Annotated in this window: 15 protein-coding genes; 6 read left to right on the plus strand and 9 right to left on the minus strand. The window is 59.4% G+C overall.

All coding sequences use genetic code 11. The features are described from left to right. Window positions 1-323 precede the first annotated feature (323 nt). The gene (locus BCF11_RS00285; protein ID WP_233212317.1) at window positions 324-2,024 is read left to right on the plus strand and encodes an ABC transporter transmembrane domain-containing protein; all 1,701 of its coding nucleotides are present in this window, start codon (window positions 324-326) and stop codon (window positions 2,022-2,024) included. A gap of 56 nt (window positions 2,025-2,080) precedes the next feature. Then, window positions 2,081-3,190: an NADH:flavin oxidoreductase/NADH oxidase gene (locus BCF11_RS00290; protein ID WP_098492961.1), complete on the plus strand. Its 1,110-nt coding sequence runs from the start codon at window positions 2,081-2,083 to the stop codon at window positions 3,188-3,190. A gap of 35 nt (window positions 3,191-3,225) precedes the next feature. On the opposite strand, the gene BCF11_RS00295 is transcribed toward BCF11_RS00290, so the two are convergent. Further along, a complete protein-coding gene (locus tag BCF11_RS00295; RefSeq protein WP_098492962.1) occupies window positions 3,226-4,185 on the minus strand; it encodes a LysR family transcriptional regulator in 960 nt (319 codons plus the stop codon). Window positions 4,186-4,417: 232 nt separating this feature from the next. On the opposite strand from BCF11_RS00295, the gene BCF11_RS00300 reads away from it, so the two are divergent. The 4 genes from BCF11_RS00300 to BCF11_RS00315 all read left to right on the plus strand — a co-directional run bounded on the left by BCF11_RS00300 (window position 4,418) and on the right by BCF11_RS00315 (window position 8,101). Continuing rightward, window positions 4,418-5,023 carry a TetR/AcrR family transcriptional regulator gene (locus tag BCF11_RS00300; RefSeq protein WP_098492963.1) on the plus strand — a complete coding sequence of 202 codons (606 nt, stop codon included), beginning with the start codon at window positions 4,418-4,420 and terminating at the stop codon, window positions 5,021-5,023. A 98-nt stretch (window positions 5,024-5,121) separates the two neighbouring features. Then, the gene (locus tag BCF11_RS00305) at window positions 5,122-6,279 is read left to right on the plus strand and encodes an iron-containing alcohol dehydrogenase (protein WP_098492964.1); all 1,158 of its coding nucleotides are present in this window, start codon (window positions 5,122-5,124) and stop codon (window positions 6,277-6,279) included. Window positions 6,280-6,353: 74 nt separating this feature from the next. Further along, complete coding sequence (locus tag BCF11_RS00310) at window positions 6,354-7,388, plus strand: NADP-dependent oxidoreductase (RefSeq protein WP_098492965.1); 1,035 nt, start codon at window positions 6,354-6,356, stop codon at window positions 7,386-7,388. A 35-nt stretch (window positions 7,389-7,423) separates the two neighbouring features. Further along, window positions 7,424-8,101, plus strand: coding sequence for a type 1 glutamine amidotransferase domain-containing protein (locus BCF11_RS00315; RefSeq protein ID WP_098492966.1), 678 nt, complete (start codon window positions 7,424-7,426; stop codon window positions 8,099-8,101). A gap of 535 nt (window positions 8,102-8,636) precedes the next feature. Here the strand turns inward: BCF11_RS00315 and upp are convergent. The 8 genes from upp to infC form a co-directional block, all read right to left on the minus strand. Beyond that, window positions 8,637-9,287, minus strand: a complete 651-nt coding sequence (gene upp, locus BCF11_RS00320; RefSeq protein WP_098492967.1) for a uracil phosphoribosyltransferase — start codon at window positions 9,285-9,287, stop codon at window positions 8,637-8,639. 87 nt (window positions 9,288-9,374) lie between these two features. Beyond that, window positions 9,375-9,782 carry a MerR family transcriptional regulator gene (locus BCF11_RS00325; protein ID WP_098492968.1) on the minus strand — a complete coding sequence of 136 codons (408 nt, stop codon included), beginning with the start codon at window positions 9,780-9,782 and terminating at the stop codon, window positions 9,375-9,377. Further along, complete coding sequence (locus BCF11_RS00330; protein WP_014005494.1) at window positions 9,779-10,222, minus strand: integration host factor subunit alpha; 444 nt, start codon at window positions 10,220-10,222, stop codon at window positions 9,779-9,781. The genes BCF11_RS00325 and BCF11_RS00330 overlap by 4 nt, the downstream gene beginning before the upstream one ends. Window positions 10,223-10,345: 123 nt before the next feature. Then, window positions 10,346-12,772: a phenylalanine--tRNA ligase subunit beta gene (pheT, locus tag BCF11_RS00335; RefSeq protein WP_098492969.1), complete on the minus strand. Its 2,427-nt coding sequence runs from the start codon at window positions 12,770-12,772 to the stop codon at window positions 10,346-10,348. 174 nt (window positions 12,773-12,946) lie between these two features. After that, a complete protein-coding gene (gene pheS / locus BCF11_RS00340) occupies window positions 12,947-13,963 on the minus strand; it encodes a phenylalanine--tRNA ligase subunit alpha (protein WP_098492970.1) in 1,017 nt (338 codons plus the stop codon). A gap of 217 nt (window positions 13,964-14,180) precedes the next feature. Then, window positions 14,181-14,540 carry a 50S ribosomal protein L20 gene (gene rplT / locus BCF11_RS00345; protein WP_061939538.1) on the minus strand — a complete coding sequence of 120 codons (360 nt, stop codon included), beginning with the start codon at window positions 14,538-14,540 and terminating at the stop codon, window positions 14,181-14,183. 20 nt (window positions 14,541-14,560) lie between these two features. Continuing rightward, window positions 14,561-14,758, minus strand: a complete 198-nt coding sequence (rpmI, locus tag BCF11_RS00350) for a 50S ribosomal protein L35 (RefSeq protein WP_061539612.1) — start codon at window positions 14,756-14,758, stop codon at window positions 14,561-14,563. Between the two features lie 284 nt (window positions 14,759-15,042). Continuing rightward, window positions 15,043-15,567, minus strand: coding sequence for a translation initiation factor IF-3 (gene infC, locus BCF11_RS00355; protein ID WP_081992442.1), 525 nt, complete (start codon window positions 15,565-15,567; stop codon window positions 15,043-15,045). Window positions 15,568-15,599 lie beyond the last annotated feature (32 nt).

A 15,599-nucleotide genomic window follows, 5' to 3' on the forward strand; every position in this document is an offset into this window, starting at 1 on the left:
ATCGCGCAACATCCACTACACTAGCAAACTGCTAAGCCATGAAGCAAGTATATCGATAATCGACAATTGGTTGAAGTTCCCTTTGAATAGCTGGCAAAGCGCGTTCGCTGTCTTAACGGATGGCAATATGAATCCACTCATTCAATCCACAGATGTGCTCTGCCATTGCAGCTTGAGGCAGCGCAAACCGCGGGGCCAGGTTCAAAGGCGGCCCACACAGAATCCAACATGACAACCATAACTTCCAAAGAACCTCAAAAACGCAGTCTGGGCACACTCGTCGGCTTATTCCCTTTCCTGGCCCCTACAAACGCCAGTTTGCCATGGCCAGCATCGCGCTGCTGGTGGCGGCCGGCGCCACCTTGGCGATTCCGTATGCGTTCCGGCAGATGATCGACCTCGGCTTCAGCACCGGCGGCATCCAGGGCGCTAACCACATCGACCTGTACTTCCTGGCGCTGTTCGGGGTCGCCTGCGTGCTGGGCGTGGCGACGGCTGCGCGCTTCTACATGGTGTCCTGGCTTGGAGAGAGAGTCACGGCCGACCTGCGCAGCGCGGTGTATTCGCATGTGGTGACGCAGAGCCCGCAGTTCTTTGAAACCACCAAGACCGGCGAAGTGCTGTCGCGCATCACCACCGACACTACGCTGATCCAGGCGCTGGTCGGCACCAGCATCTCGATGGCGCTGCGCAACGCCTTGCTGTTTGCCGGCGGCATGGTCATGCTGTTCATTACCAGCGTCAAGCTGAGCGCGATCATCCTGGTCATGCTGGCGCTGGTGGTGCTGCCTATCGTCTGGTACGGCCGACGCGTGCGCAAGCTGTCGCGCGATTCGCAGGACCGGGTCGCCGACGCCTCGGCCATGGCCGGCGAAATCCTCAACGCCATGCCGACCGTGCAAGCCTTCACCCATGAAACCATCGAGGCGCAGCGCTTCGACATCTCCATCGAAAACGCCTTCAGCACCGCAATGGAACGGATACGCGCGCGTTCGCTGCTGACCATGATGGCGATCCTGCTGGTGTTCGGCGCCATCGTGTTCGTGCTGTGGCTGGGCGCGCACGCCGTGGTCCAGGGCAGCATGACAGGCGGCGAACTGGGACAGTTCATCTTGTATGCCGCCTTGCTGGCCGGCTCCATCGGCGCCCTGGCCGAAGTGATGGGCGATGCCCAGCGCGCCGCCGGCGCCACCGAACGCCTGCTGGAATTATTGGCGGCGCAGTCGCCGGTGCAATCGGTGCTGCTGCCCGATACGCTGCCGCCGCGCACTGCGCAAGGCGCCGCCCTGACCCTGGAAAACATCGGCTTCCGCTATCCTTCGCGGCCTGAGAGCGCTGCCCTGCACGGCTTGTCGCTGGATATCCGCCCTGGCGAAACGGTGGCCGTGGTAGGCCCTTCCGGGGCCGGCAAGACTACCCTGTTCCAGTTGCTGCTGCGCTTCTACGATCCGCAGCAAGGCAGCATCAAGCTCGATGGCGTCGACATCAAGTATCTCGACCTGCATACCTTGCGCAACGCCATCGGTATCGTACCGCAGGACACCATCATCTTCTCCGCCAACGCGATGGAAAACATCCGCTACGGCCGCGTCGGCGCCAGCGATGCCGAAGTCATCGCCGCCGCCAGGATGGCGGCCGCCCATGAATTCATCGAACGCCTGCCGGAAGGCTATCAAGCCTTCCTCGGCGAACGCGGCGTGCGCCTGTCCGGCGGCCAGCGCCAGCGCATCGCGATTGCGCGCGCCCTGCTGAAGAATCCGCCGCTGCTGCTGCTGGACGAAGCCACCAGCGCGCTCGACGCCGAATCCGAACGCGCCGTGCAAGGGGCGCTGGAAGCAGCGATGGTCGGCCGCACCACGCTGGTGATCGCGCACCGCCTGGCGACCGTGCAGCGGGCCGACCGCATCATCGTGCTGGAACACGGCCACGTGGTCGAAACCGGCAGCCATGCCGAACTGGTAGCGCACAACGGCTTGTACGCAAGCCTGGCAGCGCTGCAGTTCAATATCGTGAACGAGGCCTGAGCCGGCCGAAGCCAGGCCGGGCCAAACTTGCTATAACCAACCGACAGGAAAAGAATATGAGCATCTTGTTTTCTCCATTGAAGCTGCGCGGCGTGACCCTGGCCAACCGCATTGCGGTGGCGCCCATGTGCCAGTACTCGGCCGAGGACGGCTTCGCCAACGACTGGCACCTGGTGCACCTGGGCAGCCGCGCGGTCGGCGGCGCCGGCCTGATCATCTTCGAAGCCAGTGCGGTGCTGCCGCAAGGCCGTATCTCGCCTCAGGATCTGGGGATCTGGAAAGACGAACATATCGCGCCGCTGAGCCGCATCACCCGCTTTATCGAGCAACAGGGCGTGGTGGCCGGCATCCAGCTGGCGCACGCCGGGCGTAAAGCCAGCGTCTGGCGTCCGTGGGAAGAACAGCAAGGCCGGGTCGAACCGGAGCAAGGCGGCTGGCATACCGACGGCCCGTCTGCGCTTGCCTTCGACCCCAGCTATACCACGCCGGCTGCGCTCAGCATCGATGGCATCAAGAGCGTGATCCAGGCCTTTGCCGACGCTGCGGTGCGCGCCCACAAGGCCGGTTTCAAACTGGTGGAAATCCACGCCGCGCACGGCTATCTGCTGCACCAGTTCCTATCGCCGATCAGCAATCAGCGTAGCGACCAGTATGGCGGCTCGTTCGAAAACCGCGTACGCCTGGTGCTGGAAGTAGTGGCCGCGGTGCGCCAGGTGTGGCCGCAGGATTTGCCGCTGCTGGTGCGGCTGTCAGCCACCGACTGGATCGATGGCGGCTGGAACGCCGATGAAACCGTGGCCTTGAGCCGCCTGTTGCGCGAGGCTGAGGTCGACCTGGTGGATGTCTCCAGCGGCGGCAACATCGCCAGCGCCAGCATTCCGGTCGGCCCGGGCTACCAGACCAAGTTTGCGGCGCGGGTCAAGCACGAAGCCGGCATCGCCAGCGGCACGGTCGGCATGATTACCGACCCCGGCCAGGCCGAGCACATCCTGCGCACCGAGCAGGCCGACCTGGTGCTGATGGCGCGCGAACTGCTGCGCGATCCTTACTGGCCGCTGCATGCGGCCGATGCCCTGCACGACGTTACTTCATGGGCGCCGCAATACATGCGCGCGACTTCACGCAAATCGCCGCAGCGGCCGAATGTGGATTACAGCGAAAAATAAGGCAGGAACTGTGTGAAAAACGGTGCGGCGGATGATTACGGGATCTGCTGCATCGGCTGCTTGGCCGGCGCCTTGCCGAGCCCGGCCGCCACTTCGGCGATCAGGCGCCGCAGCCAGACCACGTCCGGCGCCACATGCGAACGCGCATGCCACAGCATGTAGAAACGCATCTTCGGCATGTCGAACGGCAAGGTGAACATGCCGATCGGCCAGTCTTCGATGATGTGCTCGGCGAACTGGCGGCCGGTGGTGAAGATCAGGTCGGATTTCGACAGCACATGCGGCACCAGCGCGAAATACGGAATCGTCACCTGCACGTTGCGCTTCAAGCCTTGCTCGGCCAGCGCGGCGTCGATGCCGCTGCGGTGTCCTTCTATATACGGGGTCGGCGCCAGGTGCGGCATCTCCAGATAATACTTCAGGGTCAAGCCCTTCTTCGCCACCGGATGGTCGCGGTGCATCATGCACACCACGTCGTCGTCGAACAGTTGCGCCAGGTGCAAATGCTCAGGCGGGTCCGGCCAATTGCCGATCACCATGTCGAAGCGGCCGGTTTCCAGCGCGCTGGCGTAATCCAGGTTGGCGTCCAGCGCGTGCACCATCAGGCTGGCGCCCGGCGCGCGTTTGCGCAGCTGCTCGATGATCGACGGGATCAGCAGCATGTTCAGGTAATCCGGCGTGCCGATGTGGAACACGCGCGAGGTGCTGTCCGCTTCAAAAGCCGCCACCGGCGCCGCGATTTTTTCTATCACTTCCAGGCCCTGCTTGGCCAGCGCCAGCAGTTCCTGCCCGCGTTCGGTCGGCACCATGCCGGTCTTGCCGCGCACCAGGATGGCGTCGCCGGTCAGCTCGCGCAAACGCTTGAGCGTATTGCTGATGGTCGGCTGCGACTGCCCCAGCTTGATGGCGGTGCGCGAGACACTTTTTTCCACCAGCAAGGTGTGCAGCACACGCAGCAGGTAGGTATCAAGATGGTGGTTGGTACGGGATGTCATGGGCGCCGCTAAAAAAGGTGGGAAACTGTCAACTTTCGGATAGATATGAAAATTGCATAATCAACCCCACCAGCATAACGGATATGTGTAAACATGAATAGTCGCCGGTAAAGCATGACTGGATAACGCAAAAGTATCGAATCAAGCTAATTCTACCAATATTTGGTTAAAAATTGTCAGTTTTGCCCGCATTAGACGACCGGTCTAATTTTGATGTAGAATCAATCGCATCATGCGAACCACTTACGACACCACCAAACGCCACATCCTCGACGCAGGACAGAAAATCATCGCAGTCAAAGGCTTCTCCGGAGTCGGGCTGAGCGAAATCCTGAGCGCGGCGGCGATACCCAAGGGCTCCTTCTACCACTACTTCGGGTCTAAAGAACAATACGGCCGGGCGCTGATGGAACAATACGTGGAAGACTACCTGCAGGCGCTCGGCCAGGTCTTGCAGATCGGCGCTCGCCAGCCTGCCGCCGAACCGGCGCGCGAACGCCTGCTGCGCTACTGGGACAACTGGCGCGAAACCCAGGCCGGCAGCGAGGCAATGGACAAATGCCTGGTGGTCAAGCTCAGCGCGGAAGTGGCCGATCTGTCGGACGACATGCGCCTGGTATTGTGCGCGGGCACCCAGCAGGTGATGGCGCGGCTAGCCGACTGCATCGCCGAAGGCATCGCCGATGGTTCATTACAGGTCGACCTGGAGCCGCAGAAAACCGCGCAAATGCTTTATCAATTATGGCTGGGGGCCAGTCTGCTGGCCAAACTCCAGCGCGATCGCAGTCCGCTGGAAAGCGCCATGGAAATCACCCTGAGCGTCCTGGCATCGCCCTAAGCAAACCTCATATCACTACACGCGTACGCATTTTGCAAGCGCATCCATTTTTTTGCCGCTCGCATTTTTTGAGCGGCTTATTTGCCAAAGGAAGCCCCATGCTGAATTTTGAATTCTACAATCCCACCAAAATCGTCTTCGGCCGCGACACCATCGCCAAGCTGTCCCAGCTGGTGCCGGCCAAGGCCCGCGTGCTGATCCTGTACGGCGGTTCCAGCGCCCAGAAAACCGGTACCCTGGCCGAAGTCAAGGCAGCGCTGGGCGAGCGTGAAGTCCATGAGTTCGCCGGCATCGAACCGAATCCGAGTTATGAAACGCTGATGCAGGCAGTTGAGCAGGTACGCGCGCAAAAGATCGACTTCCTGCTGGCGGTAGGCGGCGGCTCAGTCATCGACGGCACCAAGTTTGTCGCCGCCGCTGCGCATTTCGAAGGCGAAGCCTGGGATATCGCCGTCAAGCGCGGCGCCAACATCACCAGCGCCCTGCCCTTCGGCAGCGTGCTGACCTTGCCGGCCACCGGGTCGGAAATGAACAATGGCGGCGTCGTCACCCGCAAATCGATACAGGCCAAGCTGGCCTTCCACAGCCCGCTGGTGTTTCCGCAATTTTCGATTCTCGACCCGAGCAAGACCTTCACCCTGCCGCCGCGCCAGATCGCCAACGGCGTGGTCGACGCTTTCGTGCACACCGTCGAGCAGTACCTGACTTATCCTGTGCACGGCCAGGTGCAGGACCGCTTCGCCGAAGGCTTGCTGCTGAGCCTGATTGAAACCGGGCCCAAGGTGCTAGCCGAGCCGAACGACTACGATGCCCGCGCCAACCTGATGTGGGTGGCGACACTGGCGCTCAACGGCCTGATCGGCGCCGGCGTGCCGCAAGACTGGGCTACCCACATGCTCGGCCATGAACTGACCGCGCAATACGATATCGACCATGCGCGCACCCTGGCCATTGTCCTGCCATCCTTGCTGACGGTACGCCGTCACAGCAAACATGCCAAACTGCTGCAATACGCCGAACGCGTCTGGCAGATTACCGAAGGCAGCGAAGATGCCCGCATTGATCTCGCCATCGAACGCACCCGCGATTTCTTTGAAAGCATGGGCATCAAGACCCGCTTGTCTGATTATGAACTGGGCCAGCCAGCGGTCGAAACAGTGCTGCTGCAACTCGAACAGCACGGCATGACCAGGCTCGGCGAACACCAGGACCATACCCTCGCAGTCAGCCGCAAGATCCTCGAAGCGGCGCTGTGAGATTGACGCTTAACTGATTCTGCACGCGCCGGCAAAACAGCGCCGGCATTCATTCCACTCAAGGAGTAGCGAACATGTCACAAAGCAAAACCACCAACCGCCGCATCCTGCTGGCCTCGCGCCCGCATGGCGCGCCGACCGCCGCGAATTTCAAGCTCGATCAAAGCCCGCTGCCGGTGCCCGCCGCGGGCCAGGTATTGCTGCGCACCGTCTATCTCTCGCTCGATCCGTATATGCGCGGCCGCATGAGCGATGCGCCTTCCTATGCGGCGCCGGTGGAAGTCGGCGAAGTCATGGTGGGCGGCACGGTAGCGCGGGTTGAGGCGTCGGAAAATCCTGCCTACAAGACCGGCGACCTGGTGCTGAGCTACAGCGGCTGGCAAGACTATGCGCTGTCCGACGGCAATGGCCTGACCAAGCTGGATACGAAACTGGGCAAGCCATCCTATGCGCTGGGCCTGCTCGGCATGCCCGGCTTCACCGCCTACATGGGCTTGCTCGACATCGGCCAGCCGCAAAGCGGCGAAACCGTGGTGGTGGCAGCCGCCACCGGCGCGGTCGGCTCGGTGGTCGGCCAGATTGCCAAGCTCAAGGGCTGCCGCGTGGTCGGCATCGCCGGCGGCGCCGACAAGTGCAAGTATGCCGTAGAAGAATTGGGCTTCGATGCCTGCATAGATCACCGCGCCGCCGACTTCCCACAGCAGCTGGCGGCCGCATGCGACAAGGGTATCGACGTCTATTTTGAAAATGTCGGCGGCGCCGTATTCGAGGCCGTGCTGCCATTGCTGAACGCCAAGGCCCGGGTGCCGCTGTGCGGCATGATCGCCAGCTACAACGCCACCGGCAAGCCGGAAGGCCCGGATCATCTGCCGTCGCTGATGCGCCGCCTGCTGACCCGCCGCATCAAGATGCAAGGCTTCATCATCTTTGACGACTATGGCCATCGCTATCCGGAATTCTTCAAAGAGATGAGCGGCTGGATCGCCGCCGGCAAGATGAAATACCGCGAAGACATCGTCGACGGCCTGGAAAATGCGCCGCAAGCTTTCATCGGTCTGCTGGAAGGCAAGAACTTCGGCAAGCTGGTGATACGCACCGGCGACGAATGAGCCGTCCGACTATCGCCACACCAAAAGGAATTTATATGAACATATTAATGGTACTGACCTCGCACGACAAACTCGGCGACACAGGCAAGAAGACCGGCTTCTGGCTGGAGGAATTCGCCGCTCCCTACTACGTTTTCCTGGACGCCGGCGCCAAGCTGACCCTGGCCTCGCCGCACGGCGGCCAGCCGCCGCTGGATCCGAAAAGCGACGAACCGGACGCCCAGACCGAGGCCACCGAACGCTTCCGCAAAGACAGCGCCGCACAGGCCGCACTGGCCTCGACCATCAAGCTGTCGACAGCGCAAGCGAAGGACTATGACGCGGTGTTTTACCCAGGCGGCCACGGTCCTTTGTGGGACCTGGCGGAAGACAAGGACTCGATCGCACTGATCGCTTCCATGTACGCCGCCGGCAAGCCAGTCTCCGCGGTCTGCCATGCACCCGGCGTTCTGCGTCACGTACGCGCGGCTGACGGCACGCCGCTGGTCAAGGGTAAAAAAGTTACCGGTTTTTCTGATAGTGAAGAAGCTGCCGTGCAGTTGACCGATATCGTGCCCTTCCTGGTGGAAGCCGAACTGAAACGCCTTGGCGGCAATTACAGCAAAGGTGCGGACTGGAGCAGTTATACGCTAGTCGACGGCAACCTGGTCACCGGCCAGAATCCGGCTTCTTCGGTTGCGGTGGCGGAGCTGGTGTTGAAAATGCTGGCTTAAGGCTATAGCAGGAAAAGATCGACCGCTATCGGATGGACTCCGTAGTCCGTCAAATAGGGTCAGAGTAATTTTCGCAAAGAACGCGAAAAAAAACTCTGACCCTATTTGACTGCTCGGGGGTTGCTGTTGCTGTTGCTGTTGCTTTTGACGTGCCCCGCATTGAGACGTTGCCAAATCCGGCGCGTGTCAGCCGGGAATTGTGGGGGACATGTTTGAGCCGAAGGCGAGTTTTGTCCCCCACCCGGCTGACACGCGCCGGATTTGGGGACCCGACCGAAGGGAGGGCAACGGCTTTGCGGTCGCCTTTTCTTTGCTTACTTTCTTTTGGCGAAGCAAAAGAAAGTGAGCGGCTGCCGGGCCGCCCCCGGCTTGCATCCACGGAGTAGCAACAGTTTTAGCAACGCACTAACCTTTCATAGCATGCCACTAACCGTTCTCCGTAGAACGTCAAATGGGGTCAGAGTAATTTTCGCAAACCCCGCGAAAAAAAACTCTGACCCCATTTGACTGCTGCTGAGCTGCGTTTAAGTAGGGCTTATTTGGTGCCGAATATGCGGTCGCCGGCATCACCCAGGCCCGGCACGATGTAAGCATGCGCATCCAGATGCGAATCCAGGCTCGCCACATACAGCTTGACGCCAGGATGCGCGTCCTGAAACACCTGCACCCCCTCAGGCGCGGCCACCAGCGCCAGGAAGATGATCTGTTCATCGCTGACGCCACGCTTCTTCAGCACATCCACCGCATGCACCGCCGAATTACCGGTCGCCACCATCGGATCGCAAACAATGAAGATGCGCTCCGCCAGATCCGGCAAACGCACCAGATACTCCACCGGCTGATGCGTATCCGGATCGCGGTACACCCCGATATGCCCCACCCGCGCCGACGGCACCAGGTCCAGCAAACCGTCGCTCATGCCTATCCCCGCCCGCAGCACCGGCACCACCGCCAGCTTGCGCCCGGCAATCACCGGCGCCTCCATGCTCTGCATCGGCGTCTCGATCAGCTGCGTGGTCAGCGGCAGGTCGCGCGTGATTTCATAACCCATCAACAAGGTAATTTCCCGCAGCAGCTGGCGGAAAGTGCGGGTCGAGGTTTCCTTGCTCCGCATATGCGTCAGCTTGTGCTGGATCAGCGGATGGTTAAGGATGAAGAGGTTTGGAAAACGTGGGTCGCTGAGCATGATAAATAAGATAAACGAATATGAGAAAAATAAGGCCCGGCCGTATACAAAAAAAGGAGAGATTTCTCTCCCCTCTGTATTCAATATTTATTCAACGGCCGGCTCGGTTTTGGGTATCAGCAGATCAAGTATCTGTTCCAGCTCGTGGCGCACCTCGATCAGATTCACCTCGTTCTGCTTGGCTTCAGCGGCCTGCTCGGCTTCCGCCGCAGCACCAAGGCGGCCGTCAAGCTTGTTGCGGGCGCCGCTGATGGTAAAGCCATGTTCGTACAGCAGTTCGCGGATGCGGCGGATCAGCAGCACTTCGTGATGCTGGTAATAACGGCGGTTGCCGCGCCGCTTGACCGGCTTCAGCTGGGTGAATTCCTGCTCCCAATAGCGCAGCACATGCGGCTTGACGCCGCACAGGTCGCTCACTTCGCCTATGGTGAAATAACGCTTGGCCGGAATCGGCGGCAATACGACAAGCTCGGTTTTACTAATGCGATCGTTCATGAATTAGCTGGAAGAGCGGCGGCAAACTGTTGGATAGGCTGGATGGGTTGCAGGCTTGCGGCTTCAACCATGCCCTTGAGTTTCTGACTGGCGTGGAAAGTCACCACGCGGCGCGCAGTGATAGGAATCTCTTCCCCGGTTTTCGGATTGCGGCCCGGACGCTGCGGTTTGTCGCGCAGCTGGAAATTGCCGAAGCCGGACAACTTCACCGACTCGCCACGCTCCAGGGCATCGCGGATTTCATCGAAAAACGTTTCCACCATGTCTTTGGCTTCACGCTTGTTGAGACCAACCTGTTCAAACAAAAGTTCAGCCAGTTCCGCCTTGGTCAGTGTCGGCAAATTCTTTTCTGCCTGCGAGCGGGCTTGCGCTTCACGCATCGCCCGGTTCAGATCGGCGTCCAGAACGGATTCAAATTCTACTGTCTGCATATTGTTCATTCTGTCGTTACGCCCCTGTCTTCTGGATTGCTGCCGCCGGCGCCGCGCGTGCTTCTACAAACGCGTGCATCCGGCTTTTTTTGCTGCAGGTTTTGTCATTAGATTACGCTGTCTGAGGGCAAATCAGGCGCGTAATCTTGCTGTTGGCACCTTGCTGACAGCAGCGATCAAAGCAGCCATGGCGGCTTCTACGGTGTCATCTTGGAGGGTGTTTTCAGTATCTTGCAAGGTAAAACGGAAAGCAAGACTTTTTTCGTCATTTTCCAGTCCTTTGCCATGATATTCATCAAATAAAACAATGGCTTGCAGAATCCGGCATACTGGATTTCCTTGCTGCTCAGCAGCAAAAACGTCCAGTAAATCCTGTGCATAAACGGCTTGTTTGACCACTACCGCAAGATCGCGCACCACCGCCGGGAATTTCGAAATTTCGACGTAGGCCGGCACTTGCCGTTGCTGCAACGCCAAGCCGTCGACTTCAAACACAACCGGCGCCAAAGGCAGCTCATATTTCTGTTGCAGGCGCGGATGCAGCTCGCCGATGAAACCGACGACTTTATCGCCCAGCAGCACTTGCGCCGAACGGCCGGGATGCAGCGCCGGATGTTCGAGTTTAGCGAAACGCAAAACCACAGGCGCAAACAGGGCTTCCAGATCAGCCTTGACGTCGAAGAAATCGACAGTGCGGCTAGCCTGGCCCCATTGCTCGTCGGCTTGCGGACCGTAAGCCAGGCCTGCGACCCGCTTCGGCTGCGCGTAGCCGGCTACCGCCAGCGGGCCGTTCTCGACTTGCTGGTCACGCATGTAGACCGCGCCGGTTTCAAAAATCCGCACCCGGTTCAGCTTGCGGTTCAGATTGTATTTGACGTTGGCGATCAGGCTGCCGATCAGGGTCGAGCGCATCACGCCCATCTGGCTGGCGATCGGGTTGAGCACCTTGATCGGCGCCAGGTTGCCGGCGAAATCGGCTTCCCAGGCTGCTTCGACGAAGCTGAAGTTGATCACTTCCTGGTAATCCAGGTCGGCCAGCTGCCGTCGCGTGGTGAACAGCGAGCGCTGGTTTTCCGGCGCGATGTACATGGCGTTCGGCGCTACCGGCGGCAGGGCAGGGATATTTTCAAAGCCGTAGACGCGGGCGATTTCCTCGATCAGGTCTTCCTCGATCTCGATATCGAAACGGTAGGACGGCGGCGTCACCGAGAACACGCCGTTCTCTTGCGTGAACGCCAGGCCCAGGCGGGTGAAGATGTCGGCGATCTGGCTATCCGACAAAGGCACGCCGATGACGCGGATCGCGCGCGCGGTGCGCACTTTGACAGGATCGCGCTTCGGCAGGTTGACGCTCTGGTCGTCGATCGGGCCGATCTGGGTCGCAGGCGTACCGCAGATTTCGACCAGCAAGGCGGTAATCCGCTCGATATGCTCCACCGTAGTGGCAAAATCGACACCACGCTCGAAGCGATGACCGGCATCGGTCGAGAAATTGAAGCGGCGGGCGCGGCCCTGGATCGCTTGCGGCCACCAGAAAGCGGCTTCCAGATAGATGTTTTGCGTTTCCAGCGAAACTGCGGTGGCGTCGCCGCCCATGATGCCGGCCAGCGATTCGATTTGCCGGTCGTCGGCGATCACGCCGATCCAGTCGTCAACGCTGACCGTATTGCCATTCAACAGCTTGAGCGATTCGCCGGCCTTGCCCCAGCGGACATCGAGGCCGCCGTGGATCTTGTCGAGGTCGAACACGTGGGTCGGACGGCCCAGCTCCAGCATCACGTAATTGGAGATATCCACCAGCGCCGAGATCGGACGCTGGCCGCTGCGCTCCAGGCGCTGCTTCATCCATTGCGGCGTCGGCGCCTTGGCATTGAGGCCGCGGATCACGCGGCCGGAGAAACGACCACACAGATCGGGTGCCGAAATCTTGACAGGCAACGTTTCAGTAATGTTGGCGCTGACGACCTTGAACACCGGCTGCTTCAGTGGCGTGCCGGTCAAGGCCGACACTTCGCGCGCCACGCCCAGCACCGACAGGCAATCCGCCTTGTTCGGCGTCAGCTTGATGGTGAACTTGAGGTCGTTCAGTTCGAAGTAATCGCGGAAATTCTGGCCGACCGGCGCATCGTCCGGCAGTTCCAGCAAGCCACCGTGGTCTTCCGACAGCTTCAGCTCGCGCGCCGAACACAGCATGCCTTGCGACTCGACGCCGCGCAGCTGGCCGAGCTTGATCTCGAACGGCTTGCCGTCCGCGCCCGGCGGCAGGATGGCGCCAACCATGGCGCAAGGCACTTTGAGGCCAGGGCGCACATTCGGCGCGCCGCAGACGATATTGAGCATGGTGCCGGCGCCGACATCGACCTGGCAGACATTCAGGCGATCGGCATTCGGATGCTTGGCGGTCTCGACCACCAAGCCCACCACGATATTGGTAAAGGGCGGCGCGACCGGCTCGACCTCTTCCACTTCGAGACCGGACATGGTCAGCAGATGGGACAATTCGTCCGAAGTCATCTTCGGATCGACCATGGAACGCAGCCAGCTTTCAGAGAATTGCATAGGTAAAACCTTCAAAAACCTGTATCAGGATTTTAGGTGACTATTCGGCGCCTGCAGAAAATCACCCCTGGCGTCATTCCCGCGAACGCGGGAATCCATTTTGCTCGTAACCTGGATCCCCGCGTTCGCGAGGATGACGGTGTAGTGTTCATGCCAGCACTGAAACTAGCCAGTTTAATTAAATTGTTTCAGGAAACGCAGATCGCCTTCGTAGAACAGGCGCAGATCGTTGATGCCATAACGCAGCATCGTCAGGCGTTCGATGCCGGAGCCGAACGCGAAACCGATGAACTGTTCTGGATCCAGGCCCATGTTGCGCACCACGTTAGGATGCACCTGGCCGGCGCCCGAGACTTCCAGCCAGCGCCCTTTCAGCGGACCGCTGCCGAAGGCAATGTCGATCTCGGCCGAAGGTTCGGTGAACGGGAAATAGGATGGGCGGAAACGTACCTGCAGGTCGTCGGTTTCAAAGAAGGCCTTGACGAAATTCAGGTAGACGCCCTTAAGGTCGGCGAAGCTGATGTCTTCGGCAATCCACAAGCCTTCTACCTGGTGGAACATCGGCGAATGGGTGGCGTCGCTGTCGACGCGATAGGTGCGGCCCGGGGCGATGACCTTGATCGGCGGCTTGTTCATGCGCGCGTAACGCACCTGCATCGGGCTGGTGTGGGTGCGCAGCAGCAGCGGCTTGCCTTCGGTGTCGTTGCCTTCGATGTAGAAGGTATCCTGCATCGAACGCGCCGGATGGTTTTCCGGGCTGTTCAAGGCGGTAAAGTTGGTCCAGTCGGTTTCGATTTCCGGGCCGTCAGCCACGTCGAAACCGATAGAACGGAAAATTTCTTCGATGCGCTGCCACGATCGCATGACAGGATGGATGCCGCCGACGCCGCGGCCGCGGCCCGGCAAGGTGACATCGATCGCTTCCGCGTTCAGGCGCTCTTGCATCTGCGCATTGGCCAAGCCATCGCGGCGCGCGGTCAGCGCGGCTTCGATCTGCTCTTTGGCGTTATTGATGACTGCGCCCTGGACTTTGCGCTCGTCCGGCGCCAGCTTGCCCAGCCCCTTCATCTGCTCGGTGATCTGGCCGGTCTTGCCGAGATATTTGGCTTTCGCATTTTCCAGCGCGGCGGCGTCGACGGCGGCGATGAAATCAGCCTGGGCTTGCGTTACTAGTTGTTCTAGGGAGTTCATGCAGTTTTCCTGCTCCATTGAAGCCGAAATACACCCATCTATCCAGTCAGGGACAGAGCAATGCGCCACGGGACAGGCCAGGCGACTCTTGAACTCTTCCGCAAACACGAAAAGTGGCGGTTAAAAACACAAACGGGGCATAAGGTGTTGACCTCTGCCCCGCTCGGGATTGCCACGCCGCAGAACCGCGCGGCATTGGCAAAACTACATAAGAAACTTACGCAGCGATGTTGGCCTTGACTTGATTGACAATCGCAGCAAACGCTGGCTTGTCCATCACTGCCATATCAGCCAGAACCTTACGGTCCAGTTCGATCGAAGCACGCTTCAGACCGTTCATGAATACGCTGTATGTCATGCCATGCTCACGGGAAGCGGCGTTGATACGGGCGATCCACAAAGCACGGAATACGCGCTTCTTGTTGCGGCGGTCACGGTATGCGTATTGACCAGCGCGCATGACTGCTTGCTTGGCTACACGGTAGACTTTACTGCGGCGACCGCGATAACCTTTGGCAAGGTTTAGAACTTTTTTATGACGGGCACGAGCTGTAACCCCACGTTTTACTCTAGGCATAATAACTCCTTAGTATGAGGTTAAGCGTTCGGCAACATGCGCGAAACGGATACCATGTTGTGGTCATTGACCCCAACGGAACCGCGCAATTGACGTTTGTTTTTGGTAGTTTTCTTGGTCAAGATGTGACGTTTGAACGCTTGGCCGCGTTTAACAGTACCACCCGGACGGACGCGGAAGCGCTTTTTGGCGCTGCTCTTCGTTTTCATTTTAGGCATGACACTATCTGTCCTCTAGGGACAGCTCCTTTTTTAACATGATTGCAGGTGGCAACAATATCGTTACGCTTGGATGCCTGCTCTCACTTGTTTAAACCCAACTGCCCGACAGCCACAGCTGGATTTCGCAACGGATCTGGTCCGCTGCTTTCTCGGCAACCGGAACGATTACTCGTCCCGACACCAAAATCTTAATCAGTTGAGGACAGAGCTGCACGAGAAGTGTAATTCGCCGCGCTTCGGCGGCTCTTAAACCCTACTCGGGCAGTTCTTTCCCCAATTTGTTATTTCTTCTTCTTAGGGCCAATGATCATGATCATCTGGCGCCCTTCCATCTTCGGCCACTGCTCGACCTGTCCGTACGGCTCCAGGTCTGCTTTCAGACGTTCCAGCATGCGCATACCGATATCCTGGTGAGCCATTTCACGGCCGCGGAAACGCAGCGTGATCTTGACCTTGTCGCCGTCTTCGTCCAGGAAGCGGGTCAGGTTGCGCAGTTTGATGTTGTAATCACCATCATCGGTACCCGGGCGGAATTTGACTTCCTTCACCAGGATGACCTTCTGCTTCAACTTGGCCTCGTGCGCCTTCTTCTGTTCCTGGTACTTGAACTTGCCGTAGTCCATCAAACGGGCTACCGGCGGCTGCGCTGTCGGTGCGATTTCCACCAAGTCAACGTTCGCCTCTTCCGCTAAGCGGAAGGCCTCAGCCAGACTGACGATACCGAGTGCTTCGTTCTCGACACCGGATAAGCGCAATTCTGGCGCCGTAATTTCGCCGTTGATGCGATGTGACTTGTCCGTAGCTATTGCAGTTTCCTTTAAAAATCAAATAATTAAGC

This window comes from Collimonas sp. PA-H2, from assembly GCF_002564105.1.
GTDB lineage: Bacteria > Pseudomonadota > Gammaproteobacteria > Burkholderiales > Burkholderiaceae_D > Collimonas.

Bases quoted from the DNA above. Each gene is read 5' to 3' on its own strand.
- BCF11_RS00285 (WP_233212317.1), top strand. From the start codon at position 324: ATGGCCAGCATCGCGCTGCTGGTGGCGGCCGGCGCCACCTTGGCGATT.
- BCF11_RS00290 (WP_098492961.1), top strand. From the start codon at position 2,081: ATGAGCATCTTGTTTTCTCCATTGAAGCTGCGCGGCGTGACCCTGGCC.
- BCF11_RS00295 (WP_098492962.1), bottom strand. From the start codon at position 4,185: ATGACATCCCGTACCAACCACCATCTTGATACCTACCTGCTGCGTGTG.
- BCF11_RS00300 (WP_098492963.1), top strand. From the start codon at position 4,418: ATGCGAACCACTTACGACACCACCAAACGCCACATCCTCGACGCAGGA.
- BCF11_RS00305 (WP_098492964.1), top strand. From the start codon at position 5,122: ATGCTGAATTTTGAATTCTACAATCCCACCAAAATCGTCTTCGGCCGC.
- BCF11_RS00310 (WP_098492965.1), top strand. From the start codon at position 6,354: ATGTCACAAAGCAAAACCACCAACCGCCGCATCCTGCTGGCCTCGCGC.
- BCF11_RS00315 (WP_098492966.1), top strand. From the start codon at position 7,424: ATGAACATATTAATGGTACTGACCTCGCACGACAAACTCGGCGACACA.
- upp (WP_098492967.1), bottom strand. From the start codon at position 9,287: ATGCTCAGCGACCCACGTTTTCCAAACCTCTTCATCCTTAACCATCCG.
- BCF11_RS00325 (WP_098492968.1), bottom strand. From the start codon at position 9,782: ATGAACGATCGCATTAGTAAAACCGAGCTTGTCGTATTGCCGCCGATT.
- BCF11_RS00330 (WP_014005494.1), bottom strand. From the start codon at position 10,222: ATGAACAATATGCAGACAGTAGAATTTGAATCCGTTCTGGACGCCGAT.
- pheT (WP_098492969.1), bottom strand. From the start codon at position 12,772: ATGCAATTCTCTGAAAGCTGGCTGCGTTCCATGGTCGATCCGAAGATG.
- pheS (WP_098492970.1), bottom strand. From the start codon at position 13,963: ATGAACTCCCTAGAACAACTAGTAACGCAAGCCCAGGCTGATTTCATC.
- rplT (WP_061939538.1), bottom strand. From the start codon at position 14,540: ATGCCTAGAGTAAAACGTGGGGTTACAGCTCGTGCCCGTCATAAAAAA.
- rpmI (WP_061539612.1), bottom strand. From the start codon at position 14,758: ATGCCTAAAATGAAAACGAAGAGCAGCGCCAAAAAGCGCTTCCGCGTC.